At 72.9% G+C, this 13764-nt stretch carries 12 protein-coding genes and 1 pseudogene; 4 read left to right on the top strand and 9 right to left on the bottom strand.

The features are described from left to right. The first annotated feature begins 27 nt into the window (after positions 1-27). Positions 28-660, top strand: coding sequence for a LysE family translocator (locus tag NRP21_RS20330; protein WP_257718058.1), 633 nt, complete (start codon positions 28-30; stop codon positions 658-660). 4 nt (positions 661-664) lie between these two features. Here the strand turns inward: NRP21_RS20330 and NRP21_RS20325 are convergent, their stop codons facing one another. The 5 genes and pseudogenes from NRP21_RS20325 to NRP21_RS20305 form a co-directional block, all read right to left on the bottom strand. Continuing rightward, positions 665-1834, bottom strand: a complete 1170-nt coding sequence (locus NRP21_RS20325; protein ID WP_257718057.1) for a glutathionylspermidine synthase family protein — start codon at positions 1832-1834, stop codon at positions 665-667. After that, a complete protein-coding gene (locus NRP21_RS20320; RefSeq protein ID WP_257718056.1) occupies positions 1831-2544 on the bottom strand; it encodes a DUF1190 domain-containing protein in 714 nt (237 codons plus the stop codon). Before NRP21_RS20320 ends, NRP21_RS20325 begins: the two co-directional genes overlap by 4 nt. Positions 2545-2629: 85 nt before the next feature. After that, complete coding sequence (locus NRP21_RS20315; protein ID WP_257718055.1) at positions 2630-3613, bottom strand: Bug family tripartite tricarboxylate transporter substrate binding protein; 984 nt, start codon at positions 3611-3613, stop codon at positions 2630-2632. 80 nt (positions 3614-3693) lie between these two features. Further along, positions 3694-5379: pseudogene (locus NRP21_RS20310) on the bottom strand (FUSC family protein); the annotation flags it as partial. 12 nt (positions 5380-5391) lie between these two features. After that, positions 5392-5526 carry a hypothetical protein gene (locus NRP21_RS20305; protein ID WP_257718054.1) on the bottom strand — a complete coding sequence of 45 codons (135 nt, stop codon included), beginning with the start codon at positions 5524-5526 and terminating at the stop codon, positions 5392-5394. Between the two features lie 143 nt (positions 5527-5669). Here NRP21_RS20305 and NRP21_RS20300 point away from each other — a divergent pair, with 143 nt between their 5' ends. Continuing rightward, entirely contained in the window at positions 5670-6416 is a 747-nt protein-coding gene (locus NRP21_RS20300; protein WP_257718053.1) for an SDR family NAD(P)-dependent oxidoreductase, read from the top strand. Positions 6417-6420: 4 nt separating this feature from the next. On the opposite strand, the gene NRP21_RS20295 is transcribed toward NRP21_RS20300, so the two are convergent. Both NRP21_RS20295 and NRP21_RS20290 read right to left on the bottom strand, forming a co-directional pair. After that, positions 6421-7395 (bottom strand): tripartite tricarboxylate transporter substrate-binding protein, encoded by a 975-nt coding sequence (locus NRP21_RS20295; protein ID WP_257718052.1) that lies wholly within the window; start codon positions 7393-7395, stop codon positions 6421-6423. Between the two features lie 61 nt (positions 7396-7456). Further along, positions 7457-9244 (bottom strand): aminopeptidase P family protein, encoded by a 1788-nt coding sequence (locus NRP21_RS20290; protein ID WP_257718051.1) that lies wholly within the window; start codon positions 9242-9244, stop codon positions 7457-7459. Positions 9245-9408: 164 nt separating this feature from the next. Here NRP21_RS20290 and NRP21_RS20285 point away from each other — a divergent pair, with 164 nt between their 5' ends. Both NRP21_RS20285 and NRP21_RS20280 read left to right on the top strand, forming a co-directional pair. Further along, complete coding sequence (locus tag NRP21_RS20285) at positions 9409-9765, top strand: DUF1127 domain-containing protein (RefSeq protein WP_257718050.1); 357 nt, start codon at positions 9409-9411, stop codon at positions 9763-9765. 349 nt (positions 9766-10114) lie between these two features. Continuing rightward, complete coding sequence (locus NRP21_RS20280) at positions 10115-10603, top strand: L,D-transpeptidase family protein (RefSeq protein ID WP_257718049.1); 489 nt, start codon at positions 10115-10117, stop codon at positions 10601-10603. Position 10604: 1 nt separating this feature from the next. Here the strand turns inward: NRP21_RS20280 and NRP21_RS20275 are convergent, their stop codons facing one another. Both NRP21_RS20275 and NRP21_RS20270 read right to left on the bottom strand, forming a co-directional pair. After that, a complete protein-coding gene (locus tag NRP21_RS20275; protein ID WP_257718048.1) occupies positions 10605-11510 on the bottom strand; it encodes a 50S ribosomal protein L11 methyltransferase in 906 nt (301 codons plus the stop codon). Further along, entirely contained in the window at positions 11510-13741 is a 2232-nt protein-coding gene (locus NRP21_RS20270) for an ATP-dependent helicase (RefSeq protein ID WP_257718047.1), read from the bottom strand. The genes NRP21_RS20275 and NRP21_RS20270 overlap by 1 nt, the downstream gene beginning before the upstream one ends. Between the last annotated feature and the right edge of the window lie 23 nt (positions 13742-13764).

The following is a 13764-nucleotide window of genomic DNA, read 5'->3' as shown; positions in this document are numbered from 1 at the left end:
GGGCGCGGGCAGCGCCAGCTTCGGCCCATGCCAGTCGATCCCGCCCTCCTCCTCGCCTGTACCCTGGCCGGCATCGTGGTGGTGCTCTCGCCGGGGCCGGACATGATGTTCGTTCTGGGGCAGACGCTTGCCGGCGGAAGGCGCCAGGGCTGGGCGGCCACGATCGGGATCTGGTTCGGGGCCATGGTGCATATCCTGCTGGCCGCGCTCGGCGTGGCGGCGCTGCTTGCGGCGGAGCCGGCGCTGTTCACGGCCCTGCGGCTGGCGGGCGGGGCCTATCTCCTGTGGCTGGGGGTGCAGTCGATCCGCGCGGCCCTGGCGGGCGCCCCGGTCGCCCAGCCCGCCTCGGCCGCCCGGCGCGTGGTGGCGCAGGGCATGCTGACGAACCTGACAAACCCGAAGGTGGCCCTCTTCTTCCTCGCCTTCCTGCCGCAGTTCGTGGACCCCTCGCCGGGGCGGGCGTCGGAATGGGCACAGATGCTCATCCTTGGGCCGATCCTGCCGATCCTCTCCGTGCCGGTCTTCGCGGCGGTGATCGCCGGCGCCTCCGGCGCCGCGGCGCGGCTCTCCCGCTCCGCCCGCGCGGCGCGGTGGCTGCACGGGACGGCGGGGGTGATCTTCCTGGGGCTGGGGGCGCGGCTGATGGCGGGGCGGAGCTAGCGCGTTATCGGAACAGGTGCGGCAGGACCCTGCTGTTCTCCCGCACCACCGCCCCGCGCGCCTCGCGGAAGATGACGCCGCAGGCGCGGTCGGCGGCGATCCAGGAGCCGATGATCGCGTTCCAGCCCTCCTGGGCGTAAAGGGGCGCGCGGCGCTGGCTGATCACCGGCCCGTCGCCGTAGGTGCCACCCGTCATGCTCGTCACGGTGCCGTCGCGCTTGATGCGAATGTTGGCGCCCTCCCTGCCCAGGGCGGGCTTCTCCACCCACTCCCCCGTGGCGGGCGCCGGGCCGTGATGGGCTTCCAGCAGGTTCGGGTGGCCGGGGTTCAGCTCCCACAACAGGGGCAGGATCGCCTTGTGGCTGAGGATGGCCTTCCAGGGCGGCTCGATCACGCCGGCGGTGTCGCGGGCGAAGAAGGGGCCGAACTCGTCGGTGGCGGCCCATTCCCAGGGGTAGAGCTTGTGCAGGAAGAGGATGCGGTTCTCCTCCTCGTCCCGGAACTCGCCCGCCGCGTCGTTCCAGCGGATCTCCGGGATGGGGATGGGGCGGGTGGCGATGCCCGCCTGCTCCGCCACGTCGCGGAAGTAGGTAGAGTGCGCCCACTCCTCGGGCGCGTCGGGGAAAGCCGCGAAGTGCATGCCCCGGCCGCTCATGCGCGGGACCAGGGCGCGGAAGCCGTCCAGCAGCGCCTCGTGCAGGGAGTTAAACTGGTCCGCGCCGGGCTGGGTCTCCTCCAGCCAGAACCACTGGGCCAGGGCCGTCTCGATCGCCAGCGTCGGGGTGTCGGCGTTGTACTCCAGCATCTTCGGCGGGCCGGCGGCGGGGTTCCAGGCCAGGTCCATGCGCCCCATCAGGGCGGGGTCGCCGCGCAGCCAGGATCGCGCGGCGTACTCGGCCGCCCAGGGGGCCATGCCGAACTCGGATTCCAGACGGTGCGGCTCCGAGCGCACCAGGTGATCGACGGCGGTGAGGCAGAGGCCGTGCAGTGCGGTGGTGGCGTCGTCCAGCAGGTCCACCTCGGCCCCGGTCAGCTCGTAATGATCCGCCTCGTGCCACCAGAGGCCGCCCTCCCCGCCCGGCACCGGCTCCCTTCCGCCGGAATGATAGTCCAGGCCGATGGAGGCGAGGCGGCCCTGCCAGTCCGGCCGTTCGTGGCCGGGCCGCCGGATCATGAGGCGCTGCCGGAATGCGCCGAGGCGGAGAAGCCAAGCCCGCCGGAGCGGCTGGCGCTGCGGCCGCTGGAATAGGAGGAGGACCGGCCGGAGGCCGCCTCGGCGCTGCGGGCCAGCATGGTGCCGCCCTCCGCCGTGGCGGAGGCGGCGCGGAAGCCGTTGCGGCCCGCGCCCTCGCTGGTGCCCGCGTAGCTCGTGCCGGAGTACCAGTAGGCGCGGCCGCCGCTGCCGCCGCCACCCCCGGAGGAGCCGCGGGAGGACCCGTTCGACGGCGGGCAGCCTGGCTGCGTGGCGCCGGGCGGGCAGGCACCGGGCGGGGGCGCAGCGCCGGCATAGACCGGCATCGCCCCGCGCGTGCCGTCCGCCAGCAGGCGTCCGACCATCACCCCCGCCATGGCCGGGATGAAGAGGGAGGCGGCGGTGGCCCCGGCCGACTTGGAAGCGCCGACGCCCGTGCACTCGCCGCCCGTCGCCTCCCGGCACTCCTGCTCCGAGGCGTAGCGCGGGGCGGTTCGGGCGTGCTCGGCCGCCGCATCGCGGAAGACGTCCCCGCACTCGGGCCCGGCATCGCTGCCGAGGCGCTCCACGCAGGCGGCCTCGGAGGTCAGCACGCCTTCCTCATCGCGGTCGCCTGAGAAGGCGCCGACGGCCCAAGCGCCGATCCCGGCCCCGGCGACAAGGGTGAGGGCGATCTTGCTCGAGCGTCTCATGGCGTTTGGGATACCCGCATGGCCCGGTGGCGCAACCCGCTTCCCTGCCGGAGTAACCGGCTCGTGACAGGAGGGGGTCCGTTCCTCATCGCGCCTTGCCCAGCACCTTCTCCCGCAGGTCGTCCACGAAGCCGACGAACCAGCGGGTGTATTCCTGCGCCTCCGGCACCGTTCCGCCCACGGTCTCGAGGGAGAGGTCGCCCAGGCGGCTCTTCACGGCGGGGTTCCCCGCGGCGCGGGCGAAGGCGGCGTTCACCTGCCCCACGATGTCAGGCGGGGTGCCGCCCGGGGCCCAGAGGATGATGCCCATGTTGAAGCCGAGGTCGGGGTAGCCCGCTTCCGCTACCGTCGGCACGTCCGGCAGCTGCGGCAGGCGCTGCGGCGAGAGAGTGGCCAGTGCCTTCAGCTTGCCCGCCTGCACGTGCGGCAGCAGCAGGGCCGAGGGCTGGACGAGGTAGGAGATGCGCCCGGCCAGCACGTCCGAGGTGTAGTCGCCGCGATAGGGAACATGCACCGCCTCGAAGCCCAGGCGCTGGGCAAGGCGCGCCTGGACGAGGTGGAAGACCGTGCCGGGGCCGAAGGAGGCGTGGTTCAGCTCCCCCGCCTTCTGCTTCCCGGCCGCCGCCAGCTCGTCCAGCGTGCTCACGCCGAGGGAAGGTGTGGCGACCACCAGCCAGTGGTCCTTCGTGGCGCGGGAGACGGGAGTGAAATCCTTGAAGGGGTCCAGCGGCGGGCGGTCTGCCAGCAGGAAGGCGTGCACCACCGTGTCCGCGCCGCCGAGGAAGAGGGTGTGGCCGTCCGGAGCGGAGCGCGCCGCCGCTTCCGCCGCGATGATGCCGCCGGCGCCGGGGCGGTTCTCCACCACCACGGGCTGGCCCAGCGCCTCCGCCATCGGGTCCGCCACGGCGCGGCCGGTGAGATCGATGGTGCCGATCCCCGGCGCGACGCCGACGATGATGCGGATCGGGCGGGTGGCGAAGCTGCGCTGGCCCCCCTGTTGGGCATAGAGGGCGGGCGCGGCGAGGACGGCCGGCAGGGCCGCGGCGCGGAGGATGGTCCGCCTCTGCATGATCCGTTTCTCCCGTGGGCACCTTTTGCGGCGCCTTCGGACGGGATGCTAGGGCGGATTCGGCGGACTGGGAACGCGCCTCAGGCCGCCACGAGCAGGCGGGAGGCGCGGAGCGCGGCGGCGGCGTCGCGCAGGGCGGGCTCGGTGGGGCCGGCGCCGGGGATGAGCGCCTCCAGACGCTCGGCGGTACCCTCCGGGTCCGCACGCATCCCGGACAGCGCGGCCAGGGCGCTGCGGGCCGCCTCATCTCCCGAGGCCTCGGCGGCGTGCAGGCGCAGGATGGCCTCGCCCAGCCCATAGGCGGCCACGGGGCTGGCGCCAAGGATGGGATCGGGCCCCAGCGCGCGCTCGATCTGCAGGCCAAGGCGCAGCATGGCGCGGCTCGCGCGGTTGCGGGCCTGGTGCGGCGCGGCGGGGCGGGCGGCCATGGCGGCCAGGGTCTCGCCCACGGCGCTGGCGGCCCGGCGGGCGCGGCGGGGCGCACGGGGCGGCAGCAGCAGGCCCGCCGCGGCGACGAGGAGGATCGAGAGCAGCAGGGCGGCGGAATCGGCGAGGATCACGGCCGGGTTCGTCACGGCCGGCAGCACGGCCTGGCTGGCGAGGAGAAAGCACATGTTGGCGTCCAGCGCCGGGGCGGCGGTGCGCCCACTGGCACGGGCGAGGCCGCCGATGAGCAGGAAGGGCAGGACGGAGAGGATCAGCGCCGGCACGGTGGCGACGTGCGGCTGGACCAGGAAGCGGTAGAGCAGCGCCACCGCCACGCCCGCCGTGACCCCCATGAGCATGGTCGGCGCCGCAGCGCGGGCGGAGGGCAGCGTGCCGATCACCATGGAGAAGATGCAGACGCCGAGCGCTGTCAGTTCAGCGGGCGGCCAGCCGGAGAAGATGGCGAGGGCGCCGGCGATCGCCGTGGCGCCGCCCGCGACGAGGCCGGTCTCGGCTGCCAGCACCGGGTCCGCGTGCGGGGCGAGGAGCGCGGCCTTCGGCCCGAAGGAGCGGGCATCGGCGGTGGCGGGCTCGCCGGCGAAGGCGGCCTCCGCGCGCAGGAGGCGTCCGAGCGGCTCGGCGAGGCGGGGATGCAGGCCGGGCGAGGCCTCCGTGCCGGGGGCATTCACGAGGCGCTCCAGCGCCTCCGCCATGGCGGCGTTCTCCGGGTCGCCCGGCCTCTCGGCGCCGAGGGACCCGGCGGCGGCCAGCGTGCCGAGGGCGGCGACGGCGAGGGCATCGACGTGGTGCAGGCGGCGGTAGCCCTCGATGGAGCCGGCGGAGACGAGCCCGGCCTCCGCCTGGGCGCCGGCCAGGGCGCGGATCAGCGGCCGCTCCCGCGCCGCGACCTCGGGGGAGGAGAGGCCGCGCAGCCGGGCAGCGGCGACGGAGAGCGTGTCCCGCGCCAGGGCGCCGAGCCGGGCGTAGAAGGCGCGGCGCGGAGCCTCCGGTGTCCAGAAGCCGGTGACGAGGGTGACGGCGAGGACGCCGATGAGGGTGCACTCCACCCGCGCCACGGCGAGGTGCGCGGCGTGCTCCGGCCGCAGCAGCGAGGGCAGGACGACGACCGCGGCCGTCATTCCCGCCATCAGCGCGCCGTAGCCGTGCACCCCGCGCAGCAGTTGCACCAGCGCGGCGCAGGCGCCCACCCAGATCCCGAGGAGCGGGAGCATGATGGCGGGATCCCCCGTCAGCCGCAGCAGCAGGAAGCCGGCCGCGGCGCCGGCCAGCGTGCCCAGCACGCGGAAGGCCGCGCGCTCCAGCATCAGGCCACGGGCGGATTGCGAGACGACCTAGACCGGCATGGCGGCCCAGTAGGCGTTGCCGACGTGCAGGAAGGAGGCGATGGCGAAGGCAATGGCCGCCGCAAGGGCGAGGCGGAGGCCGTGGAGGAGGGCGGCGCGGTCCAGGCCGAGTGTCGCGAGCATCCCCGGTGCATAGGGCCGCGGCCGGTGCGGGCGAAGCGCGGGTTGCGCGCCCCTCCCCTGCCTGCCGTAGGCCGCCGCCGTGCCAAGGCGGGCGGCGGATGGTAGGCTCGGGACTCGCGAACAAGAATGGGGAACGCCGGGGAATGAACACCATCGCCCGCAGGACCGCGCTGATCACCGGCGCGGGGCGCAACATCGGCCGCGCCATCGCCCTCGGGCTGGCGGCGGACGGCCTCGACATCGTCGTCAACGGCTCCTCCGACCGCGCGGCGGCGGAAGCGGTGGCGGGGGAGGTGCGCGGCTTCGGCGTGCGGGCGCTGGTGGCCATGGGCGACGTGGGCCGGCGCGAGGAGTGCGCACGCATCGCCGCCGAGGCGCTGGCCGCCTTCGGCTCGGTGGACGTGCTGGTGAACAACGCCGCGCTGCGCCCCTCCAAGCCCTTCCTGGAGATCGGGCCGGAGGACTGGAACCGCGTGATGGCGGTGGACCTGGAGGCGGCGGTGTGGCTCGCCCAGGCCGTGCTGCCGGGAATGGTGGAGCACGGCTGGGGTCGCATCGTGAGCTTCACGGGCATGAACGCCATCCACGGCTACGCGGGGCGCGCGCCCGTCTCCGTCGCCAAGCACGGGCTGTGGGGGCTGACGAAGGCGCTGGCGAAGGAGTTCGGGCCGAAGGGGGTCACGGTGAACGCGATCTCGCCCGGCCCGATCGCGGCGGATGACGACGAGCCGGGCGTGCAGACGCATCGCCACGGCTATGTCGCAAAGGTGCCGCTGGGCCGCATGGGCACGCCGGCCGAGGTGGCGGCCGTGGTGCGGATGCTCGTCGGCGAGGGCGGCGCCTATGTGAACGGGCAGATGCTGGCGGTGAACGGCGGCGCGGAGACCTGAGGCGCTAGTTCGCGCCTCCCGCCGAGGCGGCGAGCAGCGGCTTCCAGCGCGCGATCTCCGCGCGCCAGAAGGCCTGCGCGGCGGCCGGCGCGGTGCGCTCGTCGCGCGCGGGAAGGCTGCCGAGCTCGACCATGCGCTGCTGCACGTTGGCGTCGCGCAGCGCGGCCAACAGCGCGCGGTTCAGCCGGTCCACCACCGGGCGCGGCGTGCCGGCTGGGGCGAAGAGCATGTTCCAGCCGGACATCCTCATCGCCGGCAGCCCGGCCTCCTCGGTCGTCGGCACGCCCGGCAGCGCGGCGGCGCGGGCGGGGGTGGTGATGGCGTAGGCGCGGACCGTGCCGGCGCGGATGTGCTCCGCGTTGTTCGTCGTCTGGTCGCAGCCCATGTCGAGGTTCCCCGCCATGAGGTCGTTCATGACGAGCGCGTTGCCGCGATAGGGCACCAGCGTCACGGGCGTGCCCACGGCGGAGAGCAGCAGCAGGCTGCACAGGTGGCTGGTTGAGCCCACGCCGGCATTGCCGAGGTTCAGGCGCATCCCGTCCCGCCGGATCATGGCGGCGAGTTCCGCGAGGTTCCCCGCCGACAGGTCGCGGCGCGCGATGACGGCCATCGGAACCTCGTTCACCATCCCGATCGCCTCCAGCGCCAGGGGATCGAAGGCGAGGTTGGGCAGAAGGGTCGGAATCGTCGCCTGCGCCAGGCTGCCGAAGAGGATGGTGTGGCCATCCGCCCTCGCGGCGGCCACCCGGCCCTGCCCCATGGAGCCGCCGGCGCCACCGGCATTCTCGACCACCACGGGCTGGCCGAGATCCGTGCCCAGCGCGGGCGCGATCAGGCGGGCGATGACGTCGGCCGGGCCGCCCGGCGCGAAGCCAACAATCATGGTCACGGGGCGCGTGGGAAAAGCGGGCGCCTCCTGCGCCCGGGCACCACCCGATAGGAATGCGGCGAGCAGGCCGCACAGGGCCGTCCTGAACATCGTTTGCCTCCCGGTTCTTTTCCGGGAGGCTCGCAGTATCATCCCTTCCGGGGAAGGGCCTTCACAGCGGCGCGCAGGCCGCCCGCAGCCACTCCATCGTCGGCCCGTCCAGCGTGGGGCCGACCTCCACGAGGATGCGGGCGTGGTAGGCGTCCAGCCAGGCTCGCTCCGTCCGGTCCAGCGCGCCGGCGTCGATCAGCTCCCGGTCGAAGGGGACCAGCGTGAGGGTCTCGAAGTGCAGCCAGCGCCGCGGGCCCGGTGCGGCGGCGACAGGGCGCACCAGCAGCAGGTTCTCCAGCCGGATGCCGTAGGCGCCGGGCAGGTAGAAGCCCGGCTCGTCGGAGAGGATCATCCCCTCCTGCAAGGGAATGTTGGCGGCGCTGCGGGAGAAGGCGGCGGGCCCTTCATGCACGGAGAGGAAGGCGCCAACGCCGTGGCCGGTGCCGTGATCGTAGTCCAGCCCCGCCTCCCAGAGGGGGCGGCGGGCGATGGCGTCCAGGTGCGGGCCGGCCACGCCCTCCGGGAAGCGGGTGGCGGACAGGGCGATCATGCCGCGCAGCACCAGGGTGTAGCGGGTGCGGAGCTCGGCAGGCGGCGCGCCCGGGCCGGTCCAGAGAGTGCGGGTGATGTCCGTGGTGCCGTCCAGGTACTGGGCACCGCTGTCGAGCAGGAAGGGCTCGTTCGGGTGAATGGCGCGGTTGCTGGCCTCGGTGGCGCGGTAGTGGATGATGGCGCCGTGCTCCCCCGCCCCGGCGATGGCGGGGAAGGATTCCGCGCGGAAGCGGTCCTCCATGCGGCGGAAGGCGAGGAGCTGGCTGGCGGCGGCCATTTCCGTCAGCTCGCCGTGCCGCGCCTCCCGCGCGAACCAGGCGAGGAAGCGGATCATCGGCCGTGCGTCCCGGCGATGGGCCGCGCGGGCGCCGGTGCGCTCCGCCTCCGTCTTGCAGGCGCGGGGCAGGCGGATGGGATCTGGGCCGGGTGAGACCGTCGCGCCGGCTGCCCCGAGCGCCTGGCCGAACCAGGCGGGCGTCGCCTCCGGATCCAGGCGGACGGTGCGGCCTTTCAGAGCCTCCAGCGCGGCGGGCAGGGCCTCGCGCGGCTCGATCGAGACGGCATTGCCCAGGGCTTCCCGCAGCGTGGGGCCGGCCTTGGAGGGATCCATGAAGAGCGTGACGCTGCCATCCGCGCGCAGGATGGCGAAGGCCAGGGCGAGCGGCGTGTGGTCCAGGTCGCCGCCCCGCATGTTCAGCAGCCAGGCGACGGAGTGGGCGTCGGCGAGGGTCGCGGCGTCCTGCCCGGCCTCGCGCAGCACGGCGGCGATGGCCTCTCGCTTCTCGGCAGCGGAGCGCCCGGCGAACTCCTCGGGCCAGGGCTCGGCCGGGGCGGTGGGCGCGGCGGGGCGGTCCGCCCAGATCGCGTCCAGCGGGTTGACCGGAAGCGGGACGAGGACCGCGCCGGAGGCGGCCAGCCGGTCCAGCGCGGCCTGAGGGTGCAGCCAGGGATCGTAGCCGATGCGCCGGCCGGCGGCGTGCGCCTTCAGCCAAGTGACGGGCGGCTCCTCGATGATGTGGCGGCGCTCCCAGAGGCGGGGGTCGGTCTGTTGCGCCACCTGGGTGGTGTAGCGGCCATCGGTGAACACCGCCGCGCGGTCCGGCAGCACGATCGCCATCCCCGCGGAGCCGGTGAAGCCCGTGAGCCAGGCCAGCCGCTCGCCGGAGGGCGGGACGTACTCGCCCAGGAACTCGTCCGCGCGGGGGATGACGAAGCCATCGACGCCCGCGCGTACGAGCCCGGCGCGCAGATCCTCGAGGCGATTTTGCGGCGGATAAGTCACGAGATGGTTAACCACGACATGTTTCCCCAGATTTCCATGCGCTGCACGCATGGCTCAGCCACATGAACAACGCGCCATCTGCCCGGTTTCTGGGCCCATATTGCCGTCACCGAAGGCAATCACGTGATGGACCGCAAGGGCGGTCCTCTGATCAGCCGATCGATCAACGGACGAGAACCATGAACCCCCGCATCTCCCAGGTGCAGCACCCCGCGCCGATGATGCCCTATCCTGCCAACCTCCGTCAGCTGAGCGACGTCGAGCTGCTCCGCCAGGCGAACGAGGCTCGCAACGCGGTTATCGCGTCCGGGCTGCAGCGCATCCTGGCCGGCTTCGCGGGCTGGATGCAGCGCCGCCGGGCCGAGGCCGAGCTGCACGCCCTGACGGACCGCGAGCTGGCCGATATCGGCCTGACCCGCGGCGACATCCCCTTCGTTCTGGCCGGGCAGGCGCCTGTCCGCGAGGCCGAGGCCCCTGTTGCCGCGCCGGTTCCGGCCGCCGCGAACGACCGCTTCCGGAAGCACGCCGCCGCCTGACGGCCGCTTCCATCGAGTACCGGGACGGCGGTTCCCCCCGAACCCTCTCGCCGTTCCGATGCCCGGCCCGCCTGGCGCCGCCTCCCCCCTCGAGGCGCCACGGCGGGCCGGTGCTGTTTCGGGGCCACGACGCGATCGCCCGGCCGCAAGGGCCGGTGTAGGCTTCCTTCAGGGGCCGTGCGGCGGTTCGTGGCGCAGCGAGGGGCATGCGATGGACACCGGTACGTCGGGCGGAGCGGCATCCTTTCGGTCCGGCCGGCGCCCGTTGCTGCGGTCGGCGATCTCCGGTCTGGCGATGGCGTCCGGTGCCTGCCGGACATGGGCGAGCACGCCACTGGAGCGGCTCGTGGTGCCGGACCGCACCCGCCTTCTTGCCGGCAATGCGGGGCTGCGCTGCGCGATCGGCGCCACCGGTGCTCGGGTGGAGAAGAGCGAGGGCGACAAGGCCTCGCCCGCCGGGACCTTCCCGCTGCGGGAAGTCTTCTACCGGCCCGACCGCGTGGCGCCCGTGCGGACCGCCCTACCCTGCCGCGCGCTACGACCCACTGATGGATGGTGCGACGATCCGGGGAGGCCGGAGTATAATCGCCCGGTCACCCTGCCCTTCGACGGCAGCCACGAGGAGCTGTGGCGGGAGGACGGCCTCTACGACGTGATCGCGGTAATCGGGTACAACGACGCGCCGCCCGTGCCGGGGCGGGGCAGCGCCATCTTCCTGCACGTCGCCGCGCCGGACTGGGGGCCGACGCTGGGCTGCGTTTCCATCGAACTGCCGGCACTGGTGGACTTGCTGGGCCGTTGCGGGCCGGGCACGACGATTGAGATCGCGCCTTCCTGACCTAGCCCCGCTTTCGCAGCACCAGCGTCGTCCAGGGGCCGATGTTCAGGCGCCGCTCCAGCACCAGTCCGCCGCGCCGGTGCGCGGCCAGGACCCAGTTCGCCTGCTTCCCGAGAAGCCCGGCCAGGATCGCGGTGCCGCCCGGGCGCAGGTGACGCGCCAGGTCGCCCGCCATGGCGCAGAGCGGGCGCGCCAGGATATTGGCGAAGACGAGGTCGTACTCGCCCTTCGAGACGGCGGGGTTCTTCCAGCCATCGGCGAGGATGGACCGGACCAGCGTGCGCAGGCCGTTCATCCCGGCGTTCTGGTTCGCAACGCGCACGGACCACGGCTCGATGTCGGTTGCCAGCACGCGGCGGTGCAGGGCGGAGGCGGCGGCCATGGCGAGGATGCCCGAGCCGGCGCCGAGATCCAGCATCCGCAGCCGGTCCTTCGGCAGCTTGGCCATGCGGCGCGCCACGCCCTCGAAGGCGATGAGGCAGCCCTGGGTGGAGGCGTGCTCCCCGCTGCCGAAGGCGATGCCGGCGTCCAGCTTCAGCACCGTGCGGCCCCAGAGCTTGCGGTCCGGCAAGTGGGTGGGGCGGATGACCACGCGGCCGCCGATGGCCTGCTCCGGAAAGGACTGGGCGGTGCGGGCGAGCCAGCCTTCGGACTCCACCGGTGCGCGCTGAGGGGTGAGGTCCAGGCCGGTGGTGAGAGAGGCCAGGGCGAGGGCGGCGGTGAGGTCGTCGTCCTTCGTGCCTTCCTCGCGCACGCCCTCGACGCGCCAGGTGTCCGTCTCCTCGTTGAGGAAGAGGGCAACGCTGCGGCAGGCGCGCTCGAAGGCGGCCTCCACGGCGGGCACGGCCTCCTCCGGCAGGTCCTCGATCCAGACCGTCTCCAGGTTCTGGGGGTGGTGCCGCGACATCAGGCCTTCTCCACGAAGCTGTCGAGGACGCGCTTCGTGCCCGCCTTCTCGAAATCGACTTCCAGGCGGTTGTCCTCCACCGCCGTCACCCGCCCATAGCCGAACTTCTGGTGGAAGACGCGTTGGCCGACCCGCATGGCATCTGCGCGCGCGGGGCGTTCCTTCACCTCCCAGGCGCCGGCCTCGATGACGCGGGGGCGGTAGGAGGAGATGCCGCCGCCGGAGAAGACGCTCGGCGCCTCCACCATGCGCGCCCGCTGGGCACCGCCGCTGCCCTCGCGCTCGATCTGGTCGGGCGGAAGCTCGTCGAGGAAGCGGGAGGGAATGGCGGCGGACCAGTTGCCATAGACCCGGCGGTTCGCGGCGTGGCTGATCACCGCCATCTTCCGCGCGCGGGTGATGCCGACATAGGCGAGGCGCCGCTCCTCCTCGAGCGACTTGGTCCCGCCCTCGTCCAGCGCGCGCTGATGGGGGAACAGCCCCTCCTCCCAGCCCGGCAGGAAGACGAGGTCGAATTCCAGCCCCTTGGCGGCGTGCAGCGTCATAAGGGAGACGCGCTCGCCTTCCGCGTTCTCGTCGTTCTCCATCACCAGCGCGACGTGCTCCAGGAAGCCTTCCAGCGTCGCGAATTCGCCGATAGCGCGCACAAGCTCCTTCAGGTTCTCCAGCCGGCCAGGCGCCTCGGCCGACTTGTCCTGCTTCCACATCTCCGTGTAGCCGGATTCGTCGAGCATGGTGGCCACGGCCACCACATGCCCTTCCTTCTGCATCAGGGCGCGCCAGCGGGCGAAGCCCTCGAACAGCTCGCGCATGGCGGCGCGGGGCTTGGCGCGCAGCGCCTCGGTGCGGGAAAGGCGTTCCGCGGCGATGGCCAGCGGGATGGACTGCTCCCGCGCACCCATGTGCATCTGCTGCAGCGCGCCATCTCCGATGCCGCGCTTGGGGGTGTTCACGATCCGCTCGAAGGCCAGGTCGTCACTGGGCTGGTGCAGCACGCGCATGTACGCCATGGCGTCGCGGATCTCCGCGCGCTCGTAGAACTTCTGGCCGCCGACGACGCGATAGGGAATGCCGAGGGTGATCAGCCGCTCCTCGAAGGAGCGCGTCTGGAAGCCGGCGCGGACGAGGATTGCGGTCTCGGAGAGCGAAACGCCCTTGCGCTGCGCCTGCTCGATCCGCTCCCCCACCATGCGGGCCTCCTCCTCGGAGTCCCACAGGGAGACCACGCGCACCTTCTCGCCATCGGCATCATTGCGGCCGGAGCGGAGGGTCTTGCCCAACCGGCCCTCATTCTTCGCGATCAGGTGCGCGGCGGTGGCGAGGATGGGGCGGGTGGAGCGGTAATTGGATTCCAGCCGGACGATCCGCGCGCCGGGGAAGTCCTTCTCGAAGCGCAGGATGTTCTCCACCTCCGCGCCGCGCCAGGAGTAGATGGACTGGTCGTCGTCGCCCACGCAGCAGATGTTGTGGTAGCCCTGCGCCAGGAGCCGCAGCCACAGGTACTGCACGGTGTTCGTGTCCTGGTACTCGTCCACCAGGATGTAGCGGAACATGCGGTGATACTGGGTCAGCACGTCCTGCTGGGTCCGCAGGATCTCCGTCATGTGCAGCATCAGGTCGCCGAAATCGGCGGCGTTCAGGTCCTTCAGGCGGGACTGGTAGGCCTCGTAGATCTGGCGGGCCTTGTTGTTGGCGTAGTCGCTGTCCTCGGCGGGGGAGACGCGGGCAGGGGTCAGGCCGCGGTCCTTCCAGCGCTGGATCACCGCCATCATGCCCTGGGCGGGCCAGCGCTTGATATCCACCACGGCGGCATCCATCACCTGCTTCAGCAGGCGCATCTGGTCGTCCGTGTCGAGGATGGTGAAGGAACTCGTCAGCCCGACATACTCCGCGTGCCGCCGCAGCATGCGCGCGCAGAGGGCGTGGAAGGTGCCGAGCCACAGCCCTTCCGCAGGGCGGCCCAGTATGTGGGAGACGCGCTCCCGCATCTCCTTCGCCGCCTTGTTGGTGAAGGTGACGGCCAGGACCTGATTCGGGAAGGCGCGGCGGGTCATCAGGATATGGGCGAAGCGGGTGGTCAGCACCCGCGTCTTGCCCGTGCCGGCACCGGCCAGGACCAGCAGGGGGCCGTCCACGGTCTCCACCGCCTCGCGCTGCTCCGGATTGAGCTTGGCGAGGTAGTCGGTCCCGGAATCGGGGAACGGAGCGGGGGGCTGGGCTGGCGGGAACACGGGGGCGGCTATAGAACGGGACG

Source organism: Roseomonas populi, from assembly GCF_024594815.1.
Classification (GTDB): domain Bacteria; phylum Pseudomonadota; class Alphaproteobacteria; order Acetobacterales; family Acetobacteraceae; genus Roseomonas; species Roseomonas populi.
Note: the sequence above shows the minus strand (reverse complement) of the source record. Positions and strands in the feature narration are given on the sequence as shown.

Bases quoted from the DNA above. Each gene is read 5' to 3' on its own strand.
- NRP21_RS20320 (WP_257718056.1), bottom strand. From the start codon at position 2,544: ATGAGACGCTCGAGCAAGATCGCCCTCACCCTTGTCGCCGGGGCCGGG.
- NRP21_RS20305 (WP_257718054.1), bottom strand. From the start codon at position 5,526: ATGCTCGCGACACTCGGCCTGGACCGCGCCGCCCTCCTCCACGGCCTC.
- NRP21_RS20315 (WP_257718055.1), bottom strand. From the start codon at position 3,613: ATGCAGAGGCGGACCATCCTCCGCGCCGCGGCCCTGCCGGCCGTCCTC.
- NRP21_RS20275 (WP_257718048.1), bottom strand. From the start codon at position 11,510: ATGTCGCGGCACCACCCCCAGAACCTGGAGACGGTCTGGATCGAGGAC.
- NRP21_RS20330 (WP_257718058.1), top strand. From the start codon at position 28: ATGCCAGTCGATCCCGCCCTCCTCCTCGCCTGTACCCTGGCCGGCATC.
- NRP21_RS20295 (WP_257718052.1), bottom strand. From the start codon at position 7,395: ATGTTCAGGACGGCCCTGTGCGGCCTGCTCGCCGCATTCCTATCGGGT.
- NRP21_RS20300 (WP_257718053.1), top strand. From the start codon at position 5,670: ATGAACACCATCGCCCGCAGGACCGCGCTGATCACCGGCGCGGGGCGC.
- NRP21_RS20325 (WP_257718057.1), bottom strand. From the start codon at position 1,834: ATGATCCGGCGGCCCGGCCACGAACGGCCGGACTGGCAGGGCCGCCTC.
- NRP21_RS20285 (WP_257718050.1), top strand. From the start codon at position 9,409: ATGAACCCCCGCATCTCCCAGGTGCAGCACCCCGCGCCGATGATGCCC.